The sequence below is a fragment of the Rhizobium sp. T1470 genome, from assembly GCF_042140505.1.
Taxonomy (GTDB): domain Bacteria; phylum Pseudomonadota; class Alphaproteobacteria; order Rhizobiales; family Rhizobiaceae; genus Rhizobium; species Rhizobium favelukesii.
Genome location: NZ_CP148092.1, coordinates 1,156,822 through 1,169,737 on the forward strand (window position 1 = coordinate 1,156,822; position 12,916 = coordinate 1,169,737).

The 12,916-nt window shown below is 57.5% G+C and carries 9 protein-coding genes and 3 pseudogenes; 3 read left to right on the forward strand and 9 right to left on the reverse strand.

Going from position 1 to position 12,916, the window contains the following annotated elements:
- Positions 1 to 58 precede the first annotated feature (58 nt).
- The 3 genes and pseudogenes from WGT02_RS26735 to WGT02_RS26745 all read right to left on the reverse strand — a co-directional run bounded on the left by WGT02_RS26735 (position 59) and on the right by WGT02_RS26745 (position 2,410).
- Positions 59 to 337, reverse strand: a complete 279-nt coding sequence (locus WGT02_RS26735; RefSeq protein WP_024316755.1) for an HU family DNA-binding protein — start codon at positions 335 to 337, stop codon at positions 59 to 61.
- A gap of 343 nt (positions 338 to 680) precedes the next feature.
- Positions 681 to 860, reverse strand: a complete 180-nt coding sequence (locus WGT02_RS26740) for a hypothetical protein (RefSeq protein WP_024316756.1) — start codon at positions 858 to 860, stop codon at positions 681 to 683.
- Between the two features lie 770 nt (positions 861 to 1,630).
- Positions 1,631 to 2,410, reverse strand: a pseudogene (locus tag WGT02_RS26745) (ABC transporter ATP-binding protein).
- A 434-nt stretch (positions 2,411 to 2,844) separates the two neighbouring features.
- Between WGT02_RS26745 and WGT02_RS26750 the strand changes: the two are divergent.
- On the forward strand, positions 2,845 to 3,282 hold the full coding sequence (locus WGT02_RS26750) for a hypothetical protein (protein ID WP_208247499.1): 438 nt from the start codon (positions 2,845 to 2,847) through the stop codon (positions 3,280 to 3,282).
- A gap of 83 nt (positions 3,283 to 3,365) precedes the next feature.
- Here the strand turns inward: WGT02_RS26750 and WGT02_RS26755 are convergent, their stop codons facing one another.
- Together WGT02_RS26755 and WGT02_RS26760 are read right to left on the reverse strand one after the other, a co-directional pair.
- Positions 3,366 to 3,998: a hypothetical protein gene (locus WGT02_RS26755; protein WP_024316758.1), complete on the reverse strand. Its 633-nt coding sequence runs from the start codon at positions 3,996 to 3,998 to the stop codon at positions 3,366 to 3,368.
- Positions 3,999 to 4,492: 494 nt separating this feature from the next.
- Positions 4,493 to 5,443, reverse strand: a pseudogene (locus WGT02_RS26760) (IS630 family transposase).
- Positions 5,444 to 5,507: 64 nt separating this feature from the next.
- On the opposite strand from WGT02_RS26760, the pseudogene WGT02_RS26765 reads away from it, so the two are divergent.
- A pseudogene (locus tag WGT02_RS26765) lies at positions 5,508 to 5,955 on the forward strand (cupin domain-containing protein).
- Positions 5,956 to 6,245: 290 nt separating this feature from the next.
- Here the strand turns inward: WGT02_RS26765 and WGT02_RS26770 are convergent.
- A complete protein-coding gene (locus WGT02_RS26770; RefSeq protein WP_225040198.1) occupies positions 6,246 to 7,046 on the reverse strand; it encodes an adenylate/guanylate cyclase domain-containing protein in 801 nt (266 codons plus the stop codon).
- A gap of 644 nt (positions 7,047 to 7,690) precedes the next feature.
- The gene (locus WGT02_RS26775) at positions 7,691 to 8,038 is read right to left on the reverse strand and encodes a hypothetical protein (protein WP_024316760.1); all 348 of its coding nucleotides are present in this window, start codon (positions 8,036 to 8,038) and stop codon (positions 7,691 to 7,693) included.
- Positions 8,039 to 8,692: 654 nt separating this feature from the next.
- Between WGT02_RS26775 and WGT02_RS26780 the strand changes: the two genes are divergently transcribed.
- Entirely contained in the window at positions 8,693 to 9,970 is a 1,278-nt protein-coding gene (locus WGT02_RS26780; RefSeq protein ID WP_024316761.1) for a DUF3422 family protein, read from the forward strand.
- A 66-nt stretch (positions 9,971 to 10,036) separates the two neighbouring features.
- Here the strand turns inward: WGT02_RS26780 and WGT02_RS26785 are convergent, their stop codons facing one another.
- A complete protein-coding gene (locus WGT02_RS26785) occupies positions 10,037 to 11,578 on the reverse strand; it encodes a SpoVR family protein (RefSeq protein ID WP_024316762.1) in 1,542 nt (513 codons plus the stop codon).
- 11 nt (positions 11,579 to 11,589) lie between these two features.
- Positions 11,590 to 12,906, reverse strand: coding sequence for a YeaH/YhbH family protein (locus WGT02_RS26790; RefSeq protein ID WP_024316763.1), 1,317 nt, complete (start codon positions 12,904 to 12,906; stop codon positions 11,590 to 11,592).
- Positions 12,907 to 12,916: the final 10 nt, after the last annotated feature.

Consider the following 12,916-nt stretch of genomic DNA (forward strand, 5'->3'; position numbering starts at 1 on the left):
GCCGCGTCGTTACGTCCTTCGTCGCGCTCCTAACTCATTCTGGCAGCGCTACGGTGGACTACTTGTTCAGCGCATCCTTCAGCGCTTTGGCGGGCGTGAAGGTCACCTTTTTCGCAGGAGCAATCTTTATGGTCGCGCCGGTTGCCGGGTTGCGGGCTTCACGCTCCGGTGTGTCCTTGACTTTGAACTTGCCGAAGCCCGGAATAGAGGTTTCGGCACCGGAAGTTGCCGCACCGGTGATCGCTGCAAAAACGGCCTCGACAATGGCCTTGCCCTGCGCCTTGGTCAGGCTGTGTTCACCGGCAATCTTATCCGCAATTTCGTTGGTGGTGGTCATAGTAAGTTCCCCTTCTTAACGTGGGAACCCTACGCACCACAGCAGGCTTCTGTCACCTTGTTGCAGCGTTATACTGCTCCACTGGGTGGGAATTTCCACAATTTCGCGTCGGTCGATAGCCGTTTGCAGTCTTTTTGTGGTGCTGGAAATGCGCGGCAGCTTGCGCTTGTCTCGGTGATCCTAATCGGCTCTGGCCTTCGCAGTCCGCCCGCACACACGACCGTGGTCTCTCCAAACGGTCGGCTCAAGCAAGAGCATGTAGAGCTCGCTTCCTCCGGTCGTCGCTTCTCTGGCATCGCAACACCTCGTTAAAGTGCTGCCGGCAACGGCGTGCACGCAGCGCTTAACGTTGCTTTTGGCCCGCACTTTTGCCGTCGCTGGAGCGCGAACGCTCTTCCACCCTCTCGGCTCCCTTGGAAAGCTGGGAGCCCTTCTTCGCCTCGACCTTCCGCTCCTCCTTACGCGTTTCCTTTCTGAGTGCGCTGGCGGACTGGCGTCCGCCTTCAGATGTCGACGGTTTCATGACCGTCCTCCTCAATTCCGGAATGATGTCGGGTGAACTTGTGCGACGTCCAAATGTTCCCGGAGGGGCACGCTTTGCCGCTTTCTTCATCCCGTTGCGTTGGCGACAAAAGAAGCCCGGATTTTCGCTCCTCTTCCCAGGCAAGTGCAGAACCGTTCCGGCAGAAAGTAAACTCGCGGCCGTGCGGGCGCGGGGACGTCGTTTCGGGCTCGCACTGATGCGAAGTCCCGACCACCGATGCTCGGCCACCAGGAGCCGCGGCAAGAGGACCATAAACGAGCGCAGCGAGAGGGGTATTTTCATCCCTTGGTTGAGAGATCATATGATCTTTTGACGACTCGACGTTAAGTAGTAGGAACAAAGGACGAAACATCGACAAAAGCGGCGATAGCCACACGCCCATACTTTCGTCAGTTTTCGGGGGTTGATCTTGGAACCGATCCCCAGCCCGTCCCGGATCAACAGGCATCCGGCTGGAGGTAAGGCGAATTACCTACGGTCGGATGCGCCCGTGCGTCGTTTTGAACTCGTCTGGCTCCCTTGACCGGCTGGGGATGAAGCAGATGAGTGCGCTAATTTTCTTGATGATACTGATGTTGCAGCTCATCTCAAGGATGGCAAACGTGATGTCCTTTAGCGACTCAATGCCCTCCTGGCTGCGCAGCCTCATGATATCCGTTCGGTCAAGACTGCATCCCCCGGTAATCTCTCCTACAGACCATTTGTCAAGGGTTGCGGGCCTCGTCACCCGGTCATGATGACACCTCTCCCTAAAGGATGTAGCTGATGGGGTCGCTGCTGACTGGATGCGGAAAGACGCCCATCTCCAAATCGAAGACCGATTTCAGCACGTCGGACCTTACGATTTCGGTCGGCCTGCCGTGTGCAGAGATACGGCCATTCTTCAAAGCGACGATCTCATCGCAGTAGCGGGCGGCCAGATTGATATCGTGCAGGACGACGACGATCGTCAGCCGCCGCTCATGGCTGAGTTCGCGCAGCAGTGTCAGGACGCCGTCCTGGTGCAAGAGGTCGAGCGCCGAGGTTGGTTCATCGAGAAGCAGGCACTGCGCGTTCTGGGCTAGCATCATTGCAATCCATGTGCGCTGCCGCTCGCCACCGGACATATTGGCGAGCGAGCTGTCTGCAAAACGCAGGAGGTCGGTGCGCTCTATGGCTTCGTCGACCAGTTTTTGATCGGCGCTGGTGAACCGGCCAAGCGCGCCATGCCAGGGAAAGCGGCCGAGCGCCACCAGTTCGCGCACCGTCATACTATCGGTTGCAGGTGTAAATTGCGGCATGTAGGCGACCTGCCGGGCAAAGGCTCTGCCGCCCCAGCGCGCAAGAGCCTCACCTTTCAGATCGACGGCGCCCGAGGTCGGGGCGATCTGTCGGGCCATGATCTTCAGAAGCGTACTCTTGCCGCTGCCGTTCTACCCAACCAGGCCACAGACGCGTCCGCTGTTCAATGTCAGGTCGATTCCCGAAAGGGTGCTCCTGCCTTCGGCTTGAAAGGCAATCTGTGACATTGTCAGAAAGGGTGTCGACATGCGCCGTCTCTTTAGGGATGGCAATTGCGGTTTTGTACGCTCCTGCGAAACTTTGCTCTCCGAGCGCAAAAATATTTCGGAACTTGCTGCCTTGGACCGATTGCCGTCTTCGACGATCTCCGAGAGAGGCTTGGCACTCCTTCGCGTTTGGCAAACGGCGTTTGAAAATCAAGACTGCGCAAGGCTGACGGCGGTCTGGTTTTGTTGAGCTGACGCAGTCATGAGAGCTGCGAGTTGAGCCGGGGCAGCAAGCAGCCCGCATTTTGCGCCAAGCTGGTGAGGGCGATGCGAGTGCAGGCTGTCGTTCAACTTGCTTTTCGCCCGCATAAATCCTTTCACCGTGATCTTGATTGGGCTTCGTCGTCCCCTAGCTCATTTATGCAGGGCGTACGCGTAAATGGGGCTGCGCAGATTTCAGCCGAATGGAGCCCACCATGAAACATCAGACATTGGAGCAACTGCAAAATATTGCGGATATCGACCAGGCATATCCGCACCGCGTCATGTCGCGAAGCGAGCGTCTCGAGCGCTGGGTGGAGCTCCTCGAGATGAGTCCGCATCGACGACTGGCAACCCTCTACCAGACCGAACATCAGCCGACGTCAGTCCTATCGCTCCTGCGTAGCGATAACTCGCCGATCTCGGTCGCCTTCGAGGATCCGATCCTGCGAGCCGCCGGGCTAGAGGATGATACCTATGGCCAGGGCAAGAGGTTCTTCGGTCTCACCGATGGCGAACTGCATAACGTTCTTTGCTACTGCCATTTCGGCGCGACGGTCAGCGCCGCGACAGCTGCCCACTATGTACGCGGTATTCTTGGTATGGATCGACCAGGTTTATTCGCTCGCCTGCGGGCACTGTTCACATCTTGACTGGAGCTGATTGCCGCTCCCGTCTTCCAGCCGCCGCTCGGGCGAACGGCGGCCTCTTGCCTGCGATCATCAGCTAGCGGCGATCATTCGCCGTCTTCGCCAGACAATCCGGTTTGGTGCTCGAGATTGCTCAGGCACACATCGTTGTGGGCAAAGCGGAAAATGCTGTAGACCGCCAGTCCCCAGTCCTCACTTCCGGAAATGGTGACGCTGGCCGACTGGGCATTCTGGAACTTTGTACTCAGGCTGTCCCATTGCTCGAACACCTGCCGCTCTTGTGCAATGACCGCCTGCCTGAACATTCCGTCCTTTCCGAACTTGGACGTGGCGACATGGTCGACCTTCTCGTCCGCCGGCCCGAACTGGGAAGCGAGCAGAGATGTCGCTTCCTTGTAGACCTGTCGTGTCGTGGTGCCGCGCTGATCGTCGTCGATGTAGTGGGAGATTGCCACGACGTTGCAGATTCCCATCCCGCGGACATAGGCGAGCACATATTGGTCAAAGAGGTCATTTCCGCCAGGTAGATTGTTGCACGAGTATTGGCCTGTCGCATCCGGCTGGTCGCCATGGATCGGTTTGCACCCGAGCACTGACGGCAAGGCATCCTGCGCAACGCCGAGCGGGCGGAAGACCGGGGCGTTGGTCTCAGACGGTGAAATGGACGCGGTCACGGTTGCAGCGAAAGCCACGGACGTCAGAATATCGATTATGGCCATCGAATCTCTCCCGAGTAAGATCGGGCAATACCACAGCGGCGGGCATCCGAAACCCGATCTGCGCATAAGGCATGGTGTCGCAAGTTGACTTTCCACAGCCTTTCGTTTCAGCGCAGTCGCACAAAGTGTTTCAATTCCATTCGATCGGGAATTGTTCCATCACGATTGTGTTGCGGCGGACCAATTATCGTGAGCCTGGGGAGCAGCGCTTCGGGCATCTTACCGATGCCGCTGCCAGCGCTCGGTCGTGAAATTGATCATAAGGCGGACCCCTGGGATCCTGGCAGCGGTTGCAGCGGGGAGAGCACGAGGTTTCCACGGCGATGATCTTCGGGTCTGGTCAGCTACGCGGCGATACGCCTCATGCAGTGTTTAACGACCAGGCAGCGATATGTTATTTATGATGCAACCGACGAGGAGGGGCCCATGTCGACATTTCAAAAGGCAGTCGTCTCTTTGCCTGGCAGGGAACGCATCGCTAGAGCGCCGTACCTTTAATCGAACCCATAGCCTGCGGCTGTAAAATAGTTTCGACATTCTTGGCTGTTGAAGAGGTTGCAGATGGATCCGAGCGCATTTGAGAGTGCGTCAAACGTGCGAGCGGCGGCGGCTCGGAGATGGGCCTTAATTTTGGCGAAGGCCATTTCGATCGGGTTCAAATCTGGCGAATAAGACGGCAGAAACAGGAGCCACGCACCAACTTCCTTGAGGCAGGCTTTGGCTTTATCGCTCTTGTGAACGCGAAGATTATCCAGGATGACGACATTGCCTGGTTCGAGTGTCGGCGCAAGCTGGGTCTCGATGTAGGTGTCGAAGATTTCCCGGTTCATCGGCCTGTCAATAATCCAGGGCGCAGTAAGACCGAAACAGCGCAAGCCTGCAATGAATGTCTGTGTCCCCCAGTGGCCAAAGGGCGCATCCGTGATGAGACGCTCGCCGCGCGGGGAGCGCCCACGCAGTCTCACCATCTTTGTGTTCACCGAGGTTTCGTCCAAGAAAACAAGTCGATGCGGTTCAAATCGCATCCGGGGTTGGCGTTTCGAAATCCAGACATCACGATCCTTTCGGATATCAGCGCGAGCGCGTTCCGACGCCATTATCTGTTTTTTTATATGTGTATCCCTGCGTTATCAAAAACCGGACGATGGTGGAATAACCAATCCATGTTCATCCTCAAGGCGACGGGCAAGCTCTGGCATGGTGATATCCGGTTTGCCTTCGACCTGTGCGACCAGGAAATCGCGAAACGCCGACAGTTTCCCTGCACCTGGTGGCCTTCCTTGACGCGCGGGGGTTATCAGCCCAGTCCGCTCCCGGCGTTGCAGCAGCTTGATCGCACTGCTGTCGCTGATTGCGAAATGACGGGCAGCGGCTCGCCGTGATTGGCCGCTAGCGACCATGGAAACAACACGCTGACGAAGATCAACAGAATGAGATCTACCCATGTGATTCACCTCCAACCGCAGTGAATCACACCAATACCCTCGTGAAAACCCCACTCGATTCTCAATTCAAGTGCGATGCTCTAAAACGCCTTTTGGTGCGAAGATCGTCATCCATGCGACCGCCGCCGACCCTGGAGGCGCTTTCGGGATGTGGGAGACCTTCACTCCACCGGGGCATGGTCCAGCTCCTCACACGCATACCAGAGAGACCGAGGCGTTTCGGGTAATCCGTGGCTTCTATCGGTTCCAATGGGGGTGACGAGGAATTCGACGCACCTCCAGGAACAGTCGTCGTGCTGCCACCATATGTTCGACACACTTGGCGGAATGTCAGTAACCAACCCGGCCAGATGTTTGGTACCGTCACACCAGGTGGGTGCGAGCAGTTGTTTATCGACATTGAAGCCACCTATGCCGACACACCTGAGAAAATTGCAGCGATCGAGGCGCGTTTTGGCATAATCAACGATATGACTGTAGTTCTCGGATTGGCTGGCGGAGCCTTTCGCTGATCATCGAGGCACCAGCAGCTCGTATCACTTATTCCGGTGTTTGCGATTTCGCGGGCTGTGGGCTCGCCCACCACGCGGGCGTGCTTGGACAAAGGACCTAAATCTGGCGTCCTCGTGACAGATCCGGACCATCAAGACGCACTGTTCGTTTTTACGAAGTTGCCCTTGCATACGGAGGGGAGCAAAGTCGAGCCTCGAAATGACCTGAGATGTCACTTCAGGAGTGATACACGTATCGGGCTCGATCAGGAGCAAACCTGCAAGCGCGTGGTCGCGAAGCGAGGCGGAGTTCACCTTTGCAATCCATAGACTTCGGCAGGCTTCGCAACGCCTTTCAACGCAAAGCTGCCGACCTTTTCGAAATCAGCCTGAACGCGCGATACAAACATCGCGGATGCCAGTAGATTACGACCGACGTTGTCGCACAGCTTCTCCATGCGAGCTGCTTCGTTGACGGCCTTCCCGATCGCTGTGAAGTCCAAGCGTCGAGTGCAACCGACATTTCCGTAAAACACTTCGCCGACATGGAGGACGATATCGATCGGGATCGCTGGCTCCCCAGCGTCGACGCGTTTCCAGTTGAGCGTGTCGTTGGCGTCCATCGCCATCCTGGCTGCCGAAAGTGCTCGTTCGCATCCATCGGCCGGATTATCAATCTGCGCCGGAAAAATGGCGAGAAGGCTGTCGCCCATGAACTTCAGAATCTCTCCTCCGGCTTGCTCCACCGGCTGTCCTATGACCTCGAAATGCTCGTTTAACCATGTCACGATACGATCGGGCGCATATCGTTCGTTGAGCGAAGTGAAATCCTTGAGGTCGGCGAGCAGGATAGCGGCGTAGATAGCCGTTCCGTCGCCACGCTGCGTCTGTCCGTTGAGTATCCGGCCACTCGTACGGCTGCCGGTATACACAGCGAGCATATCCGTGGCGACGCGCAGTGCTGCAATCCGGTAGCAGGCAAGCGCAAGGGCGGGCAAAAACCTGTCCAGATCGGCGATTTGTCCCTCCGAGAAGCCGGTCGGGCCGTCACCTGCCAAGGAGAATCCGACACCACCGAGGGCAGTTCCTTCAGGAAAGGCGATGAGCTTCATCACATAGTCGGTTGCTCCATCGTGAGCGAGTTCTTGCAGTAGCGGAATGGGTTGGGAGCTTGCTTGCGAAGGTAGCTTCCATCGCCCGTATAGAAGATTATTCGACAGGAGGTGTGAAATCGGCGATCGCCGAAACATTTCCTCCCCTGCGTCGCCATGGCCTTGAATCTCCACCGAAATGCTTGATGATCGCGACCATGTGACCGAGAAACCTCGCTGCAGGGGGTCGATAGATGGCATGGCGATTGAGGCTCGGATTAGGGGGTATCCCAGTCGGAGCAGAGCTTGCGCGACGCCCTCCAAGATCTCGTCGATACTGTCGGAGGACAAGCCTTTGCCGATGATCCAGTCAACCAGTTTCTGCATCTCGCACATTTGGGAATTCCTTGCGAACCCTGAGATCGAGGACAGTGTTCAAGACCGCGGCCGTCTTGCCATAAACCGCTCGACGATAGTTTTGCGTCGAGAAGGCGAGCCCCAGATCCGACTCCGCGGGCGTTTTTTTAAGCTTCAAAGCGCCTGTGAGGGGCGATGTCAACGAGATGGTGAGGCGGCGCCGTTAGATTTTGCTCAGCAAGGGCAGTGATCGCCAGGGCGGTTTCCACGGTGCTTTCGTAACCCCTCCGATCTTCGCCGACGCCTTGTCAGCGCGCTGTCTCACCCGAAGCGCGTTGCGCGGCTTCTAGCCACCTCTCACGCGCAAGGATTATGAGTTGCTCTTCGTCATGAACGCCTTGCTTTACCAGAGCAATTAGGAGTGCCGCGATTTCCAACTCCGCTTTCCTGTCTCGCACCATGCTGATCTCGCGAGACAGCGTCTTCAGCGCATTTTTGATAAAAGAAAAATCGGTAAATGCCGTTGGCCCAGAAGTTTGCCCATCTGTTCGTCCGCGCCCGGTAAGAATATTGTCGTCGAACATCCGATCGTCTTGAAGAGCATGCCGGTCGCTTGCATCACAAGAGGTAGTGCTGCTGGGGTAGTCTTCATTCATGGCAATCCGTCGCACGCTGTATCTTTGAAATCTGATTGAGCATTCGCCCCTGGAATCGCCTCAGGGTACCACTCTAAGCGAATCCTAATCAACATGAGCAATCAACACTTTCCGCCAATCAACGCTGTCGCTGGCACGCACGATACGAAATTCGACGACGAAACTGAATCCGGTTCGGCGGGCTCTGCAAGACAGTGATCCAAGCAGATGGGCAGACCATCGCGCGACTGGGTGGCGCAGAACCCCTGCATCGAAACGATGCCTGGACGGCCTTCAATGCACTCTTTCGGATATCTTCAAGCCTGGACCGACGGCACGAACGTCAACGACTTCCGGGCGATCCTCGTTTGCTACATCTCACCAAGCAGGCGTTGCTTGCGCCATGGTTCGGCTGACCTGTGGCAAACAGTCGCGCGAACGGATCGCGCTGGACAGGCATATGACGAGATGCTTGCATGCAGTCGGCTGAGGGGCCGATGTGGGGACATCATCATGGATATCCGAAATCTCCTTGCGGGTTGGCAAGGGGTGTTAGAATGGGTTGCCGCCGAAAGGAAGCGACCAATCCAGCATGTTCAGTTTCCTGCCAAACCCAGCCCTCTCACAGCATCGGGATCGATAACCGGAAAACCCGCCACCGAAAGGAATGCACGCATGACGCAAGGAAGCTTTGGCTTTCCGCCTGCGGATCTTCGACTACGTGCCTTGGGGGAAATTCATGCGCGACCCTATGCTCTCGTTCAGGCGCCACGTGTCATATTCCAGCTGGCCTTTTTGACGGAAAGCGCGGGTGACAACGACCACGAGATGCTTGCCGATCTTTCCCGTTCCAGCGGCGTTGCTCCGCCCGCCCGCGAAACCAGTCATCATGCGATAAGCTGGGGCCAGGGTACGCTGCGCTGGGAACGTCACACCGAGTTTTCAACCTACTTTTGGGATTGCCCGGCTCCAGACAGGTTTGGTGTGCCGATCGCCGTTCACCCCTTCGGTGACAGCTTTTCGCCGCCAGGTCCCTTCATATCAGGGATTCGCCTGGAAATCCGGCCTGACACGCCCGAGACCGCGCAGGAGATATTCGTCTTCGATCCGACCAGCCTGTGCCGAAGCGAACTGAGAAACGGCCAGGCGACGATCCTTACCGATTTCCGTCAGGACGGCGACGGGTTGACGAAATTTCTGGTCATCGATCGCGGTATGTCGGACAGCGCGCGGGGTGCGTTGGTCCAGCGTCTTCTCGACATCGAGACATATCGCACGCTTGCAATGATGGGCCTGCCGCTTGCTCAATCGCTCTCGCCTGAAATCCGCCAGATCGAGTCCGGCCTGACCGCAATTACGCAGCGAATGAAGCTTCACGCTCGCGAGGAGGCGGATCAGATGCTGTCGGAGATAACACGTCTGGCGGCCGAACTCGAGGCGAACGCGGCGCTCAGCCTCTATCGGTTCGGAGCCAGCCGCGCCTATTATGACATCGTTCAGGAACGCATTCGCGCGCTTGCAGAAACTGCGATGCCCGGAAGCGAGACGCTTGGCTCTTTCCTGGAGCGGCGACTGGCTCCGGCCATGCGAACCTGCCAGTCGGTCGAGGAGCGTCAGGCAAACCTTTCGCGCAAGCTGGCCCGGGCCACAGCCCTGTTGCGAAGCTGGATCGACGTTGAACTCGAGCGTATCAATACCACGGTGCTGAATTCGATGGATCGTCGGGCCCAGTTGCAGCTACGTCTGCAGCAGACGGTCGAGGGCCTGTCGGTGGCGGCAATCTCCTATTATGTCGTCGGGCTCTTCGGCTATGTGGCAAAAGGTGCCCACAATGTCGGCTTCGAGGTCTCTCCCGAGACGTTGACCGGCCTTTCGGTTCCGATCGTCGTTGCTGGCATGTGGCTCGTCGTGCGCAGCATCCGGCGACGACATGCCGAAGAGGACAAGCATTGACGTTTTGAGCCGTGCAAAGCGGCAATCCGATCAGGTACCTGCGCCGGCCACGACCAACGTCGCGCGTCAGATCTCATCTGTCGAGCACTCGTAGAGAACGCTGCCGGTTGCAGCATCGACGCCACTCAGGCTGACGTCGTAGCCCCAGAGGTGGCGAACGTGGCCGAGCGTCTCATCACGGGTACTTTCTTCCAGAAGGATGCCGTTCTTCACATTATGTTGCAGACGAAGCTGTCGGTCGCCAAGTAGGTCGACGTCGATCACTTGGATATCAGGCTGTCGGGCACCGACATCGTAGCTGCGGGCAAGGGCTGAGCGGATCGTGGAATAGCCACGTTCGTTGTGGATTGAGGCCACTTCACAATAGCTGTCGGTGGCGCGATCCGAGAGCAGAAACAATCGGAACTTGCGGATCATTGCCGGGCTTAGATATTGCAGCATGAAGGATTCGTCCCGGTGGTTCGCCCAGGCGTCAAGCAAGGTTCCGCGCCAATCGCCATTGCCGGCAAACGAGGGAAACCAGTCGCGATCCTCCGCCGTCGGTTTCATGCAGATGCGCTCGATATCCTGCATCATCGCGAACCCCAAGGCATAGGGGTTTATGCCGGGAAAGCGGGGGTCATCGAAAGCCGGCTGAAACACCACATTGGAATGGCTTTTCAGCAATTCCAGCATCGCCCCCTCGCTAATCCTGCCTTGATCGAACAGCCGGTTGATGATCGTGTAATGCACGAAGGTCGCACAGCCCTCGTTCATCACCTTGGTTTGGCGCTGCGGATAGAAATACTGCGCAATGACGCGCACGATCCGAAGAAGTTCCCGTTGCCAGGGGTCGAGGATGAGGCTGTGCTTTTCGAGAAAGTAGAGCAGGTTCTCCTCTGGAAGGTTGAGAACCTTCTTGCGTTCCGATGCGTCGCGTTCGGCATCCTCCGGATTGCGATTTTCGGCTGCCAGGGGTAGCGTGCGCCACAAATCGCTGTAGGTTTGCTCTTCGTATTCCAGTCGCTCGCGGGCGCGCTCCCTGACTTTTTCGGAGGAAAGGCGCGGCGGGCGACGATAGCGAAAGACACCTTGGTCCATCAAGGCGTGGGCGGAATCGAGGATCGCCTCAACGGCGCTCACTCCATGCCGTTCCTCGCACTTGGCAATGTATTTCTTGGCGAAGTCCATGTAGCTCAAAATGGCACCGGCGTCGGTCCATTGGCGGAACAGATAGTTGTTCTTGAAAAAATGATTGTGGCCGAACGCCGCATGCGCGGTCACGAGCGTCTGCATCGCCATGGTGTTTTCTTCCATGAGATAGGTGATGCAGGGATTGGAATTGATGACGAGTTCATAGGCGAGACCGCGCTGTCCCTTACGGTACAGGTGATCCTCGAAGATGAAGCGCTTGCCAAAAGACCAGTGCTGGTACATCAGCGGCATGCCAACTGAGGAATAGGCATCCAACATCTGCTCCGAGGAAATGATCTCCAGCTGGTTGGGATAGACGTCCAAACCCAACTCGTCGAGTGCAATGGTCTCGATGGCATCGTAGGCGCGCGAAAGGGTCGCGAAATTCCAGTCGGAGCCGTCAAATAGCAGGCCTGAACTCGAGCGTCTCGCCATTCGGTCATCCCTTACTTGCGCGTGCGCATGGCAGGCTGTCGGGTAAAGAGCTTGCGGAAAACTGGATAGATATCTGCCGGTCTGGAGATCCGCGTCATCTGAAAGTTCGGCACCTCCCCATCGACTGTGCGATAGGCGCGCCACAGCGACGTGCCGTTGTCGGTCGTTCCAAAGATCTCCGTTTCGCGCTCGTCGATGATCTCCACATAAGCATAGTATTGGCAAAGACGCATCAGGTGATCGCGCAGCAGTGCCGCACAACGTTCAGAGTCGCCGCTGATGTTGTCGCCGTCGGATGCCTGAGCGGCGTAAATGTTCCACAAATGAGCCGGATACCGCTCCTCGATCACACGAAGCATTTCCTCAAGGGCCGTGGAAACGACCGTGCCACCACTCTGCTTGCTGTAGAAGAACGTCTCCTCGTCGACCTCACGCGCTTCGTCGGTGTGGCGGATGAAGACGATATCGATCCGCTCGTAGCGGCGGGTCAAAAACAGGTGGAGCAGCACGAAGAAGCGTTTGGCAAGATCCTTTTCACGCTCGCCCATCGATGCCGATACGTCCATTAAGCAAAACATCACGGCGCTGGCATTGGGGAGCGGCTGGCGCTCGAAGCGGTTGAAGCGAATGTCGACCGGATCGACATAGGAAATGCGTCGACGCCTGCGCTCCAACTGCGCCAGTTCCTCGCGCATCGCCTGCAGGCGACGCCGGTCCGACGCCGACAGATCCTGCTTGGCCTCCAGGGCGGCGATCTCGTCGCCAAGCGTTTTCACCGCCGCTTCGCTCGGCCGCTGCAAGGCGATGCGGCGGCCGTAGCTGTTGCGCATGGTTCGCCCGACATTGATGTTGGTGGGCGTGCCGGCCGTGCTGAAGCCGACGCGGTGCGGCTTGTAGGTCACTGTTTCCTTCAGGTTCAGCTTGACCATATCAGGCAGCTCAAGGTCCTCGAAGAAAAGGTCGAGAACCTCGTCCCGGGATAGAATGAACTGAAAATCATCCTCACTCTCGCCGCGGCCGGCGCCGCGGCCTCCTCCTCCGCCGCCGCCTTGCGGTCGCGACAGCTTGTCACCGGCCATGTATTCCTTGTTGCCCGGAAGAATATACTCGCGCTCACCGCTGCCGGAGGCAGGCTGAAAGGTCGGCTCTCCTGCACCACGCTTCGGCATCGGGACGCCATGGGCAGCATCCACGTCGGCAATCTTATCGGACTTGACCTGTTCCTTGATTGCCCGCTTGAGTTCGTCGCGGGCACGCTTCAGGAAACGTTGCCGGTTGCCGAGGCTCTTATCCTTCGGGTTGAGCCGGCGGTCGATGAAATTCGGCATCTGCCAATCC